This window comes from Streptomyces sp. NPDC051183, from assembly GCF_040682455.1.
Classification (GTDB): Bacteria; Actinomycetota; Actinomycetes; order Streptomycetales; family Streptomycetaceae; genus Streptomyces.
In genome coordinates this window covers 145,643-158,645 of the sequence record NZ_JBFBBA010000013.1, presented here as the reverse complement: position 1 = coordinate 158,645, position 13,003 = coordinate 145,643, and the positions used below count along the sequence as shown (strand labels likewise).

Below are 13,003 nucleotides of genomic sequence, written 5' to 3'. Positions count from 1 at the left end.
TTTTCTCCCCGGGCCCGTCGGGCCCTCGCCGACGGGCGCGCGCCGACGGCCCCGCTGGCCGAGGACGGCGGGGCGGCGGAGGATGGGGGACTGTGATGACGGTACTGGTGGTGGGCGTGCCGGAGGGCGAGGAACTGGAGCGGCTGCGGTCGCGCATCCAGAGCAACCCGCACTTCCGGGTCATCTCGCACGCCGCCGAGCCCGCCGTGGCCCTCGCGCACGCCCGGGTCCTGCTCCCCGACGTCACCGTCCTCGCCGTGCCCGGCGCCCTCGACGCGGATCCCGGAGCGCTCGGCGTCTTCCACGGGGTGCGCGCCCTGGACCCCCCGAGCGGGGTCGTCCTGCGTACGACGGCCACGGCGGAGGCCGCCGCACTGGCGGGCCTGGCCGGGCTCGCCGTCGACGGAGCCGTCCACATCGTCCGCGACGGCGATGCCGACGGCCTGATGCACGCCCTGCGGACGATCGGCCTGACCCGGGAGAGCTGCGACCCGGACGGCCTGGTGTGACCCCGCAGCCCGGCGCCGACCCGACCGGGCCACCGGGCCGGCGCGCCGTGGTCCGGCAGGGTCCGGTCGGCCGCTGGTGGGCCGGGCTGCCCCCGGCCGCGGGCGCCGCCGTCATGGCCGCCGGCATCATCTCCATCGGCCTCCACCTCATCGGACTCGAAGGACCCTCGCTCGTGGCGCTCGCCGGTGCCGGGGCGCTGTGGGTCCTGCTCGCCGCCGACTTCGGCTACCGGCTGCTCGGCGACCGCCGACGGTTCCGCGCCGAGGCCGACACCCCGGCCGCCCTCACCGCCGTCGCGGCCACGACCGTGCTCGGCGCCCGGCTGTCCCTGCTCGGCCGGCAGCAGGCCGCCGCCGCGCTGCTCGCGCTCTCCGCCGCACTCTGGCCCGGACTGCTGCTCCACGTCCTGCGGCACTGGCAGCGGCGGGTGCCCGGGGCGGCCTTCCTCGTCTGCGTGGCCACCCAGGGGCTCGCCGTCCTGGCGGGCACACTGGCCGCCGCCACCGGCCGCGAATGGCTCGCACGGGCGGCGCTGGCCGCCTTCCTCCTCGGGCTGCTGCTGTACGCCGAGGCCCTCGTACGCTTCGACTTCCGCGAGGTGCTGACCGGCGCGGGCGACCACTGGGTGGCGGGCGGGGCACTGTCCATCTGCGCCCTCGCCGGATCCAAGCTCACCGCGTCACCCGTCTGGGAGGGTTCCGCGCACACGGCACTGCGTACCGCCACCCTGGTGACGCTCGGACTTGCCCTCGCCTGGTACGCGGTCCTGCTCGCCGCCGAGATCCTGCGGCCGCGCCCGCACTACGACATCCGGCGCTGGGCCACCGTCTTCCCGCTCGGCATGACCGCCACGGCCTGCCTCTCCGCCGCAGCCCCCACCGGGGTCGGCCCGCTGCGGCCGCTCGGCGAGGTGCTGTTGTGGATCGCCGTCGCCGCCTGGCTGCTGACCTTCGGCGCGCTGCTCACGACCGGCCGCTCGGCGCGGCGCCCGCCCGCAGGCCCATGAGCGCCACCCAGGCCAGCAGCACCACGGCCGCCGCCAGTGCCCAGCGCGACCCGGGGCCCAACGTCAGCAGACCCCCGGCCAGCGCCCCCAGCAGCAGGGCCGCGACCGACACGATCCGGCGTACCGCGGCCGGCCCCCACGGGTCGGCGGCCAGCCCGGTCAGCGTCCGGGTGAGGACCGTGGTGGTCAGGTCGGGTACGGCGAGCCGGTGCACCACGGCGTTCTGCAGGCCCATGCCCAGCGCCAGCAGGCCGACGACGGGCAGCCGTCCCGCGCCGCCCGCGGCCAGGGCCAGCGCACCGCTCACCAGTACGGCCTGGACCGCCATCAGCGGCTCGAACATCCGGGACGCCTCCGCGGCACGCCGCAGGCGACCGGCGGCCGCGGCCCCCACCGAGAAGGCGGCGAGCGCCAGCAGGGAGGCGGCGACGGACAACTGGCGGTCCCCGGCGAGCGCGAAGCCGAGGAAGACCACATTGCCCGTCATGTTGGCGACGAAGACGTGGTCGAGCCCGAGATAGCTGACCGCGTCGACCAGCCCGCTGACGAAGGTGAGTACGACCAGCAGCGGCGGCAGCACCCCGTACGGCTGGGACGCGCCGTCGGGGCCCGGCGGAAAGAGCAGCGCGGCGAGCGGCCGCAGCACTCTGCGCCCTCCGGTGGACGTCATGCGGACCGTCGTACCACGGTGGCCGGATCCCGGCGGACGCGCGGCGCGCGTGTCGCCCGAGTAGGGTTCCGCCATGGCCTACACGTTCCAGGTGACGATCGACTCCGCCGACCCGCACCCGCTCGCGGACTGGTGGGCTGACGCCCTGGGCTGGGAAGTGGAGCCCAGTGACGAGGCGTTCATCCGGGGCCTGATCGCCGCCGGGCACGCCGGCGAGGAGGACACCACCACCCACCGCGGCGTGCTGGTCTGGAAGGTCGGCGCCGCGATCCGCCACCCGGAAGGCCTGGAGCGGGCTCCGCGCATCCTGTTCCAGCTGATCACGGAACCCAAGACTGTCAAGAACCGCGTCCACTTGGACGTCCGCACCGGCGACGACGACCCCCGGGACGTCGTCGAACGGCTGCTCGCCAAGGGCGCGAAGTACCTCCACGAGGGCCGACAGGGCCCCTCCGTGTGGACCACCATCGCCGACCCGGAGGGCAACGAGCTCTGCGTCTCCCACTGACCGGGCACCTCGACGCATAGTGTGGGCCGCGTGAACGTCATCCTCTTCGGCGCGACCGGAATGATCGGCCGGGGCGTACTGCGCGAGTGCCTGCGCGACGACACCGTCGAAAGCGTGCTGGCCGTCGGCCGCACCCCGCTCGCCGTCACCCACCCCAAACTGCGCGAGCTGGTCCAGGCCGACGTGTCCGACCTCTCGGCACCGGACCTGGACCTGGCCTCGTACGACGCCTGCTTCTTCTGCCTCGGCGTCTCCTCCGTCGGCATGAAGGAGGACGCCTACCGTCGCGTCACCCACGACCTGACCCTCGCGGTCGCCCGCCCCCTCGCCGCCGCCAACCCGCGGCTCACCTTCGCCTACGTCTCCGGCGAGGGCACCGACAGCACCGAGCGCGGCCGCTCCATGTGGGCCCGGGTCAAGGGCCGGACCGAGAACGACCTGCTGGAACTGGACTTCCGGGCCTACATGTTCCGCCCCGGCATCGTGCAGCCCGACCGCGGAATTCCGTCCAAGACCAGGCTCTACCGCACCGCGTACGCGCTGACCGCACCGCTCTTCCCGGTGCTGCGCCGCATCGCCCCGAACCTCGTCATCACGACCGAGGCCATCGGCCGCGCCATGATCGCCGTCGCGGGACCGGGCGCCGACGCCGCGGCGCACGGGCGCGTCCTGCGCCCGCGCGACATCAACCGGATCGCCTCCGGCGGCCGCGACCAGGGGTAATTCAGTTCCAGGCGGTCCCTTCCACGGGTGAGAATGAGCCATCTCGAACCGGGAGGGACCCCATGAGCCAGGACCGCCTGACTCTGCACGACCTGATGCCCGCGCAGGCGCTGGCCGAGGCCATCGACGCCGGATACGTGACCCGCAAGTCGCACCCCGAGCTGCCGCTGTCCATCTACACCTACACGCGGACGGCCCAGTACGAGCGCGTCTGGAACGAGGTCACCACGCGCTGCCGAGGTCTCGTCGCCGACGACGCCACCGGCGCCGTGGTCGCCCTGCCGCTGCCGAAGTTCTTCAACGTCGGCGAGCACGAGTCCGGTCAGCCGTACGCGCCCGCCCTGCCGGACGAGCCGTTCGAGGTGTACGACAAGGTCGACGGCAGCCTCGCCGTGGTCTTCCACTACGCGGGCCGGTGGCGCGTCGCGTCCAAGGGTTCCTTCATCAGCGCGCAGGCCACCTGGGCGCAGCGCCTCCTCGACGGCCGCGACACGGGCGCCCTGGTGCCCGGCACCACGTACCTCGCGGAGATCCTCTACCCGCAGAACCGCATCGTCGTCGACTACGGCGACCGGCGGGACCTCGTCCTGCTCGCGGCCTTCGGCGCCGACGCCACCGAGGTCCCGCTCGCCGAGGCGGCGGCCCACTGGCAGGGGATCGGCTCGGTCGTCACCGTATGGCCCGCCATGCCGATCGAGGAGCTGATCGCGCTGGCCGAGTCCAACACCCTGCCGGACGGCGCGAACGCCCGCGGGACCGACGCCGAGGGCTTCGTGCTGCGGTTCGCCTCCGGGGTGCGCGCGAAGGCCAAGCTGTCCGAGTACGTACGACTGCACCGGGTCCTCACCGCCGTCACCGAGCGGGACATCTGGCGCAGCCACGGCATCCAGCGGTTCGCCGGCCTGCCCGCCAAGCAGCTGGCCCAGGGCCTGAACTGCACGGTCGCCGACATCGAGGCCTCGGGCGGCAAGCCGCTCGACGCGCTGCTGGAGCAGGTGCCCGACGAGTTCGACACCTGGGTGCGCTCGGTGATCGAGCGGCTCGAAGGCGAGGCCGCGGAGCGCGAGCGCGCCATCGACGCGGCGTACGCCGAGATCGCCCACCTGGCCGACGACCGGGGCGCGTTCGCGCGCGCCGCCAAGGAACTGCCCGACCGGGAGATCCGCGCCGCGCTGTTCCTGCGCCTGGACGCCCGGCCGACCGAGCTCGTCGTATGGCGGCAGGTACGACCCGAAACATCCGACCCGTACACGACCGATGAGGAGAACTGACCAGTGTCCGAAGTCCCCGTAACCCCCGTACTCCCGGTGGTGCACGTCATGACGGGGTTGCCGGCCTCCGGGAAGACGACCGCCGCGCGCGCCCTCCAGGCCGAGGCCGCCGGCCGCATGCGCCGCGTCAACCTCGACGATCTGAGGGCCATGCTTGACGTGCCGGACCCCGAGCGCGGCCGGTCCTACCGGCACGAGCAGACCGTGCTGGAGATCCAGGACGAGGCGGTCCGCGCGGCCGTCGACGGCGGCTTCGACGTGGTCGTCGACAACACGCACCTGACCTCGCACATCCCCAAGCGGCTCAAGGCGGCAGTCGCCGGCCGGGCGACCTTCGTCGTGCACGACTTCACCGACGTGCCCGTGGAGGAGTGCCTGCGCCGCGACGCGGCGCGCGAGCGCCAGGTCGGCGAGGAGATCATCCGGATACTCGCCGACAAGCACGCCAAGGCCAGGAAGGGCGGCTGGCGGCTCACGGCCGAGTGGCTCAACGAGCAGCCGGACGTGTCCCCGTACGTGGCCGACCCGGCGCTGCCCGCGGCGGTGATGTGCGACATCGACGGCACGCTCGCGCTGACCGGCGAGCGCAACCCGTACGACTTCTCGCGCTGCGAGATCGACCTGCTGAACACACCGGTGCGCGACGCCCTTGGCGCCTTCAAGCGTGCCGACGGGGACACGATCGTGCTGCTTTCCGGCCGGGGCGAGGAGTTCCGGCAGCAGACGGAGGCCTGGCTGCTGCGGAACGAAGTCCCGTACGACGAGCTGTGGATGCGCCCCGCCGGGGACACGCGCCGCGACGACATCGTGAAGGCGGAGCTGTTCAACGCCCATGTGCGCGACCGCTACGCGGTCCGGGTCTCGCTGGACGACCGGGACCGCGTGGTCGCGATCTGGCGCCGGATGGGCCTGGCCACCTGGCAGGTCAACTACGGCGACTTCTGACCCGGCCGGGCCGGGTCACAAGCCGGTTCACCGGGCCTGGAGGCCGGCGTTGAACCCGTCGCGCAGCCGGCCGTAGGCCTGGGCGACGGTGTGGCCGGCCTCCCAGCAGGCTTCGCGCTCGCCCGCCGCGGCGGGCGCGTCGGCGCAGGATCGGGAGGCGTAGGTCTCCGCGGCCTTGATGACCTTGTCGGCGTGGGCGCGCAGGGTGGTGAAGGTGCGCGGGTCCTCGTGGGCGATCCACGACAGCGAGGTCCTGGCGGTCTCGGCGGCCTTGGCGGCATTGCCGGCGCAGGCCGGGGTGAGCGAGGTGGCGCGCTGCGGCCAGCACTTGGAGCCGGTGTCGGAACCGTAGCGGCTCTCTGCGTCGTTGAGCAGGCCGACGGACTTGGCGTGGACCGCCTCCGCGTCGGGGGCCGCGGTCCCGCGCGGCTGGTTGCGCCACTGCATGATGACGGCGCTCACGTCCGGCCAGGTCCTGGCCGACTGCGGGCCGGTGGTGCCCCCGGTCCCGGTGGACGGGGTCGCGGTCGGCTGCGCGGTGGCCGAGGAGGATGCGGGCGCGGGGACGGCCGACGGGGATGCGGCCGCGTCGGTGGTGCGGTCCGGTGTCGAGGAGCAGCCGATCAGGACGGATCCGGCGGCCGCGAGCATCGCGAGGGTGGCCGACTGGCGGGGGCGTCCTATGAGCGGCACGTGGTCTGTCCTTCATTCCGCCCGCGGGCCGTCTGCCTGCGGGTACACCGCTTGTCTACCTGCCGGGGAGCGTCGGCTCCACCCGCTTGTCCGGTAGGCGGCTTATGTGGGCACAAGCCGGACCGTCCGGCGCCCCGCGGGGCGCCGGACGGCCGGTTCAGCGGTCGTTCGTGCAGGTCAGTAGCACCACTTCACGTGGGTGACGTTCTTGACGTAGCGGGCCGCGACCCAGCGGTCCTCATCGTTCTTGGCGGCCGTCTTCGGCTCGCCGTTCATGTCGTCCTTGCCGTCCAGGCGGTACCAGAGGTCGTTTCCGCCGACCCGCTCGCCGCGCTTCTTGCACTCGATCTCGAGCTTCTGGTGCGGGTACACCACGCCGACCTTGTACGCGTAGGTGCTCGGCCGGCTGCGGACGTTCAGCTTGCCGTGCGAGACGACCACGCCGAGGGCGTGTCCGTACCCGTTCTCCCCGTTTTCCCCGTTGGGCTCGTCGTCGGCCACGACGCTCTCGTGCCCCGGCATGTCGGGCATCGGCTCCTCGTCGGCGACGGCGGCGCCCGCTCCCGCCAGGCCGAGCACCAGGCTTCCGGCGGCGAGGGCGAGGACGGTCCTGGTGGGCTTCAGCATGAGCCGGCTCCTCTATGAAGACATCCACCCGGCCGCGGCGTGCGGCCCGGGGCGGCGACCTGACGGTCGCCACGGACGACTATGGCGAGGGGCGGCGGCGCCGACCGGTTGACTCACCGCCCATTAGCCCGATTTGCCCAATGATAGGTGTTTCGTATGGCACTCGGAATTGCGATCCGGTCGACAGTCCGGTCGATACGAGTCAATCTCCGATGATATGAGGAGGCTGAAATCCGAGCCCCCTTTCGGGGGACTCCCGGGCTCGCTCTGCGTAGCTAGCATTCTCGCAAGTGGTTGTCGTGCAATCCCATATGGGATTGCACGATCATGCGTGTCGGGCAAGGGAGAGGTCGAATCATGCAGTTGACCAATGGCATGGCCGCCAGTGAAATCCCCGGTGCGGTCTGGGTGAAGAGCACCGCCAGCGTGGGCAACGGAAACTGTGTGGAGGTCGCCGGGCTGGCCGGCGGTGGCGCGGCGATGCGCAACTCGCGCTTCCCGGACGGGCCGGCGCTGCTGTTCACGGCCGCGGAGGTCGAGGCCTTCATCGACGGCGTCAAGCGTTCTGAATTCGATCAACTGACCTGATGGCGGCCTGACCTCAGGCCAAAGCTTGGAGGGTATGCATTCAAGCCCCATTGTGGTGACTGACAACTTCCTCAGTCATATTGGAGTTTGTATGCCTGCCCTCCCCGAGCCGCTGCCCGACCCCGGAGCCTGCGTCCTGCCCATGGGCAAGGAGCCGGGACGGGCGGCGGCCGACCGCATGCTGGGCCAGGAGCTGCGGGCCCTGCGGGAGGCCCGGGGTCTCACGCTGCGGCACGTGGCTCCCGTCATCCGCGGATCGGTGTCGAAGATCAGCAGGTTGGAGCGCGGCGAGAGCCCGCCGAAGCGCCGGGACGTCCTCGACCTGGCCCGCCACTACGGCGCCAACGCCGACGAGATGTGGATGATCGAGCGGCTCCTCGAACTCGGCCGGACCTCCGAGTGGTACGAGCAGTTCAGCGACGTGACGCCCGACTTCCTCAAGCGCCTGATCCAGATGGAGGGCGACGCGGAGGAGATCTGCGTCTACGAGAACCTCGTCGTCCCCGGGATCCTCCAGACCACCGACTACGCCCGGTGCATGGTCGAGGCCGCCATGCCCAGTGCCCATCCCGACGAGATCGCGCGCGTGGTCGAACTGCGCCGCCAGCGGCAGCTGCGGCTCATGGAGGGCCCGCTGCCGCGCGTCACCGTCCTGCTGGAGGAGGGCATCCTCTACCGCCGGTACGGCGAGCACGAGGTGATGCGCGACCAGCTGGACCATCTGCTGGAGGCGTGCGGAGTCGCCAAGGTGAACATACGAGTACTCATGATGTCCCGCGCCTACAGCGCCACGCCGCCGTACCCGATCATGCACCTGAAGTTCGGCGACCCCGAGCAGTCCGAGCTGGCGTACGTGGAGCACATCAGCAGCGCGACCTACGTGACCCGGCCGCGGGCCCTGGACGACTACCGCAACGCCCTCACGAAGCTGCGGCAGGCGGCGGAGTCCAGGGACCACAGCCGGGCCCTGATCGAAGCGGCGAAGAGCCGCTTCGAATAGGGCGGCGGGCCGGCGGCGTCGGGCCGGCGGGCCCGGTCAGAGCCGTCCCGGTCAGAGCCGGCCCACTCCGCCCCACTCGACCCAGTCCGTGGGCCGGTTGCCCGGGGGCGGGGGCGGGGTGTCCGGCCGCCAGTCCACTACGTCCACCAGGCCGGGTTCGAGGATCCGCAGGCCGTCGAAGTACCGGCGCACCTCGTGCGGTTCCCGGACCCGGCCCCAGTTGCCGTGCGTGGTGACGTCCATGAGCCGGGTGACGTCTTCCCGTACGACCGGGTCCTCGCTGACGAGCTGGCAGATCACCATGAAGCTGCCCGGCGGCAGCAGTTCGGCCGTGTTCCGCACGACCGCCGCGGGACCGGTGTCGTCCTCCGCGTCCGGCAGGCAGTGCAGGACCGAGACGAACAGGGCGGCGATGGGCTGCTTCCAGTCGAGGAACCCCTCGGTCTCCTCACGGATCTCCCGGGTCAGGCGCATGTCCTTGGGGATGACGAGCGTGCCCGGGTTCTCGTGCAGCGTGGTCAGGGCGTGCGCGAGGACCATGGGGTCGTTGTCGACGTAGGCGACCTTGCAGTCCGGGTGGGCCCGCTGCGCGACCTCGTGCACATTGTCCTGGGTGGGCAGGCCGGACCCGTGGTCCAGGAACTGGCGGATCCCGTAGTCCTCGACGAGGATGCGGACGATCCGGCGCAGGAAGGCCCGGTTGTTGCGGGCCAGGAGCTGGGTGCTGGGGGCGATCTTCAGCAGCGCGGCACAGGCCCGGCGGTCGCTGTCGTAGTTCTCCACCCCGCCGAGGAGCCAGTCGTACATCCGGGCCACGCTCGGGGTGTGCATGTCAATTTGGGGAATGCGGGAATCCTGCCCTGAGTCCATGTCCGTGGGCCCACCTTGGTCAGAGGTTCGGCGGTGTGGTGAACGGCCCATGGTAGGGAGTCGACCCGGGGCGGGCCAATCACTCGTACGGGGGTTCTGGTGCACGGACGGCGCGAGCGGCGCGAGTGCGGTGGGGGCGGGTGAGGCGCCGCCCCCACTGGGGATGTCAGGACTGCCGACGCCGGCGACGGCGCAGGAACCGCAGGAAGGACAGGAAGCAGACCGTGCCGATCGCGGCCGCCAGTGCGGTCAGCAGCGGGACGGTCGGCTCCGCCCGCGGATGGCGGATCACCAGGGCCGCCGCGCCCACGAGGTAGAGCGCGACGATCACCGTCGACCAGAAGCGTGCCTTGTTCCTGTCGTCGGCGGAGGTTTCCCGACGGGGAGGGTCAGGGATAATGCTGGGGCGAGGTTCGGGGTCGCTTGCGTGGCCAACCCGTTCCTTTCCGCAGGCCATCGTGTGCCTTTCTGTAGGTGCCCGGTCTGTCGGGTGGTCCCGGGCTGCAACCCGGGACCACCACGCAACTGGCCGTCTGCCATTGCGTGATGCGGCGATCCTACAGTCACTCCGGATCAATTCGCGTCCTGCTCTATTCATCCCTTCGAGGCTCCCTTTCATGCAACGTCTCCCGCATGCAAGTGAGGCGCTCGGTAATGCCCGATTTCCCGCTAACCCCGTTGTGTCGGGTTCACTTGTGATCGTCAATGATTGAAGTAGCTGCAATTGACAGCCCATTTCGACGGCCGAAATGCCGCCGCATCCGCAGATGCACGTGCAGATGGGAAAGTTGCTGCGTCGCATCCGTGAATTCGGCACGGCTCGGCCGGAGATGTGAGCAGCTGAGTCGGGCGTTCGGTACGTATGACGGTTCGCCGGACGTGTTTGCGACCGGACGGTCCGGGCGGCTCCCGTGCGCCCCGGCCCGCCCGTGCAACAGGAGCGCGGCCGTGAAACAGACGCATCAATGGGTGAACGCCCGCGTCTACGCTCAGGGCGGAACGCCCGGGAGGTGACGGGGCCGTGCCCGCCCCCGAACGGGCACGGCCGCGCGGCGGGCCCCGGGGGGACTGGGCCGCTGCCGGTTGGGGCCGGCGCGGTGAAATCTACGGCCGGGACCGCTCCGGCCTCGCCCATCCACAGGTTGAACCCCGCCTACCCCCACGGGCGGTAACCCTGTACAACCAGGGGTGTACAGGAGGGGGTTGACGTGCAGTTGTCCGAACATCCGGCGGTGGTCCGGATCCGCGCCGTGCTACCGGTCGCCGGTGAGATCGTGTACGCCGTCGGGTCGCTCTGGATCTCCTCCACCATGCTCCGCAACTGGCCCGACCCCAGCGGCTACTGGCGGGACACCGACGCGCTCGCCTACGGGCTGCTCGCCGCGGTCTACCTTCCGCTCGCCCTGCGCCGGCTGTTCCCCGTCACCGTCCTGGTGAGCACCGGCCTCTGCATCGGGACGTACTTCACCCTCGGCTACTACCACGTGCCTGCCGTCTGCGGCATGCTCCTCGCCCTCTACACGGTCGCCTCTCTGCGCCCCCGCCGGGTCTCCTACCGGGCCGCGGCGGGCGCACTCCTCGTACTGCTGTGGGGCACCCGGCTCGCCGAGCCGGGGATCGGACCGCTCAGCGTGGGCTTCGTGACCGTCTCCACCATCGTCTGCTGGGTGGCCGGCGACGGCTCCCGGCGGCTGCGCGACCTCACCCGCCGGCTCCGCCTGGAGCAGGAGGAGAAGGCCCGGCGGGCCGTCATGGAGGAACGCATCCAGATCGCCCGCGAGCTCCACGACGTGATCGCCCACCACGTCTCGGTGATCTCCATCCAGACCGGTCTCGCCGGGTACGTGTTCTCCTCCGACCCGCCGACCGCCCGCCGGGCCCTGGACACCATCGGGGACAGCGCCCACGAGGCCCTCGCCGAGATGCGCAGGATGCTGGTCGTGCTCCGCGAGGAGGACCCGGCGCCCGACGCGCGGACGCCCCCCGGGACCGGCGGCATCGGAAAGCTCGACGAGCTGGTCAAACGGGTGGCGGAGGCGGGCGTCCCGGTGGACGTGCGGGTCACGGGTACGGCGTACGACCTCCCGCCCGGGATCGACCTGTGCGCGTACCGCGTGGTGCAGGAGGCGCTCACGAACGTGATCAAGCACGCCCCGGCCGCGCGCACCACAGTCCGCGTGCACTACGGCGAGGGCGAGGTCCGCGTACGGGTCAAGGACGACGGGCCGGGCCGGACGGCGCCCGTGCGCGCCCCGGGCGCCGCGTCGGCCTCCACCGGCCAGGGCCTCATCGGCATGCGCGAGCGGGCGACGATCTACCACGGCACGGTGACCGCCGAGCCCGCCCCCGGGGGCGGCTTCGAGGTCAGCCTGCGCGTCCCCGTGCCCCGGGCGGCCGGCCATGGTGCCTGAGGGGACGGGGTCCGCTGCCCCGGCGGCCGCCGTGCTGCGCGTGCTCGTCGTCGACGACCAGTTCCTGATCCGGTCCGGGCTGACCGCACTGCTCACCGCCGCGCCCGGCTTCGAGGTCGTGGGCGAGGCCGGGGACGGCGAGGAGGCGGTACGGCTCGCCGCCGAGACCCGGCCCGACGTCGTGCTCATGGACATCCGGATGCCCGGCACCGACGGGATCGCCGCCACCGAACGGATCCTCGCCGAGGCGGAGGCCGGAGGCGGGGCCGGAGCCGGGGCCGTCGGCCCGCGGATCAAGGTGCTCGTGCTGACCACCTTCGACTCCGACGAGTACGTCCTGCGGGCCCTCAGGGTCGGGGCCGCGGGGTTCCTCCTCAAGGACACCCCGCCCGACCGCCTGCTCGCCGCCGTCGCCACCGTGCACGCGGGCGAGATGCTCTTCAGCCCCGGCGCCCTGCGCGGACTCATCGACACCTGCGCCGCCCCGGTCGCCCGCGTCCCGCACCCGGGCCTGGACGCACTGACCCCGCGCGAACGCGAGGTGCTGGGCCTGGTCGGAGCCGGTCTGTCCAACGCCGACATCGCCGGCCGGCTCGTCCTCAGCGCCGCCACCGTCAAGACCCACGTACACCGCTGCATGAGCAAGCTCGGACTGTCCAGCCGCGCCCAGGCCGTGGTCGTGGCGCACGAGTTCGGTGTCGCCGCCCGAATGCCGTGACCGCGGAGCCCAGCGGATGCGCGCGGCCGCGGGCGGCACCACAGTGGGTCCATGGGTATCGAAGACTACGGCGGCGGCCCCGGCGCCGAGCAGACCGGCGTACTGGTCGTGACGACCAACGACGTCCCCGGCTACCACGTCGAGCGGGTGATCGGTGAGGTCTTCGGCCTCACCGTGCGCTCCCGCCACCTGGGCAGCCAGATCGGCGCGGGCCTGAAGTCGATGATCGGCGGAGAGCTCAAGGGCCTCACCAAGACCCTCGTCGAGACCCGCAACCAGGCCATGGAGCGGCTCATCGAACAGGCGAAGGCGCGCGGCGCGAACGCCGTGCTGATGATGCGCTTCGACGTCACGGAAGCGGCCGACGTCGGGACCGAGGTGTGCGCGTACGGGACGGCCGTCGTGCTGGTGCCCGCCTCCCCCTGAGACCCCGCCCCCACCACGTAAGTCCAGGACGGCGCTC

16 protein-coding genes are annotated in these 13,003 nt (G+C 71.9%); 11 read left to right on the top strand and 5 right to left on the bottom strand.

The window, feature by feature from the left end:
* Positions 1–95 precede the first annotated feature (95 nt).
* Together AB0M99_RS14515 and AB0M99_RS14510 are read left to right on the top strand one after the other, a co-directional pair.
* Positions 96–509, top strand: coding sequence for a hypothetical protein (locus tag AB0M99_RS14515; RefSeq protein ID WP_365920101.1), 414 nt, complete (start codon positions 96–98; stop codon positions 507–509).
* Between the two features lie 47 nt (positions 510–556).
* Entirely contained in the window at positions 557–1,516 is a 960-nt protein-coding gene (locus tag AB0M99_RS14510) for a tellurite resistance/C4-dicarboxylate transporter family protein (protein ID WP_365920161.1), read from the top strand.
* Here AB0M99_RS14510 and AB0M99_RS14505 read toward each other — a convergent pair.
* On the bottom strand, positions 1,473–2,186 hold the full coding sequence (locus tag AB0M99_RS14505) for a YoaK family protein (protein ID WP_365920099.1): 714 nt from the start codon (positions 2,184–2,186) through the stop codon (positions 1,473–1,475). The two genes, AB0M99_RS14510 and AB0M99_RS14505, sit on opposite strands and share 44 nt — an antisense overlap.
* A 73-nt stretch (positions 2,187–2,259) precedes the next feature.
* On the opposite strand from AB0M99_RS14505, the gene AB0M99_RS14500 reads away from it, so the two are divergent.
* The 4 genes from AB0M99_RS14500 (at position 2,260) to AB0M99_RS14485 (ending at position 5,633) form a co-directional block, all read left to right on the top strand.
* A complete protein-coding gene (locus AB0M99_RS14500) occupies positions 2,260–2,694 on the top strand; it encodes a VOC family protein (RefSeq protein ID WP_365920097.1) in 435 nt (144 codons plus the stop codon).
* 30 nt (positions 2,695–2,724) lie between these two features.
* The gene (locus AB0M99_RS14495) at positions 2,725–3,417 is read left to right on the top strand and encodes an epimerase (RefSeq protein ID WP_365920095.1); all 693 of its coding nucleotides are present in this window, start codon (positions 2,725–2,727) and stop codon (positions 3,415–3,417) included.
* 62 nt (positions 3,418–3,479) lie between these two features.
* A complete protein-coding gene (locus AB0M99_RS14490) occupies positions 3,480–4,688 on the top strand; it encodes an RNA ligase (RefSeq protein WP_365920093.1) in 1,209 nt (402 codons plus the stop codon).
* 3 nt (positions 4,689–4,691) lie between these two features.
* Positions 4,692–5,633: an AAA family ATPase gene (locus tag AB0M99_RS14485; RefSeq protein ID WP_365920091.1), complete on the top strand. Its 942-nt coding sequence runs from the start codon at positions 4,692–4,694 to the stop codon at positions 5,631–5,633.
* Between the two features lie 27 nt (positions 5,634–5,660).
* On the opposite strand, the gene AB0M99_RS14480 is transcribed toward AB0M99_RS14485, so the two are convergent.
* Positions 5,661–6,326: a hypothetical protein gene (locus AB0M99_RS14480; protein WP_365920089.1), complete on the bottom strand. Its 666-nt coding sequence runs from the start codon at positions 6,324–6,326 to the stop codon at positions 5,661–5,663.
* Between the two features lie 177 nt (positions 6,327–6,503).
* Positions 6,504–6,953 carry an SH3 domain-containing protein gene (locus tag AB0M99_RS14475; protein WP_365920087.1) on the bottom strand — a complete coding sequence of 150 codons (450 nt, stop codon included), beginning with the start codon at positions 6,951–6,953 and terminating at the stop codon, positions 6,504–6,506.
* A gap of 357 nt (positions 6,954–7,310) precedes the next feature.
* Between AB0M99_RS14475 and AB0M99_RS14470 the strand changes: the two genes are divergently transcribed.
* Positions 7,311–7,541, top strand: a complete 231-nt coding sequence (locus tag AB0M99_RS14470) for a DUF397 domain-containing protein (RefSeq protein ID WP_365920085.1) — start codon at positions 7,311–7,313, stop codon at positions 7,539–7,541.
* Between the two features lie 91 nt (positions 7,542–7,632).
* On the top strand, positions 7,633–8,541 hold the full coding sequence (locus AB0M99_RS14465) for a helix-turn-helix transcriptional regulator (RefSeq protein ID WP_365920083.1): 909 nt from the start codon (positions 7,633–7,635) through the stop codon (positions 8,539–8,541).
* A 51-nt stretch (positions 8,542–8,592) separates the two neighbouring features.
* Here the strand turns inward: AB0M99_RS14465 and AB0M99_RS14460 are convergent, their stop codons facing one another.
* Both AB0M99_RS14460 and AB0M99_RS14455 read right to left on the bottom strand, forming a co-directional pair.
* Complete coding sequence (locus AB0M99_RS14460; RefSeq protein ID WP_365920081.1) at positions 8,593–9,372, bottom strand: SAM-dependent methyltransferase; 780 nt, start codon at positions 9,370–9,372, stop codon at positions 8,593–8,595.
* A 205-nt stretch (positions 9,373–9,577) separates the two neighbouring features.
* On the bottom strand, positions 9,578–9,742 hold the full coding sequence (locus AB0M99_RS14455; RefSeq protein WP_365920079.1) for a hypothetical protein: 165 nt from the start codon (positions 9,740–9,742) through the stop codon (positions 9,578–9,580).
* A gap of 877 nt (positions 9,743–10,619) precedes the next feature.
* Between AB0M99_RS14455 and AB0M99_RS14450 the strand changes: the two genes are divergently transcribed.
* From AB0M99_RS14450 to AB0M99_RS14440, 3 genes are read left to right on the top strand one after another with little or no spacing between them, the layout of a single operon-like run.
* Positions 10,620–11,822 (top strand): sensor histidine kinase, encoded by a 1,203-nt coding sequence (locus AB0M99_RS14450; RefSeq protein WP_365920077.1) that lies wholly within the window; start codon positions 10,620–10,622, stop codon positions 11,820–11,822.
* Positions 11,812–12,540 (top strand): response regulator transcription factor, encoded by a 729-nt coding sequence (locus AB0M99_RS14445; protein WP_365920075.1) that lies wholly within the window; start codon positions 11,812–11,814, stop codon positions 12,538–12,540. Before AB0M99_RS14450 ends, AB0M99_RS14445 begins: the two co-directional genes overlap by 11 nt.
* A gap of 51 nt (positions 12,541–12,591) precedes the next feature.
* Positions 12,592–12,966, top strand: a complete 375-nt coding sequence (locus AB0M99_RS14440) for a YbjQ family protein (RefSeq protein WP_365920073.1) — start codon at positions 12,592–12,594, stop codon at positions 12,964–12,966.
* Positions 12,967–13,003: the final 37 nt, after the last annotated feature.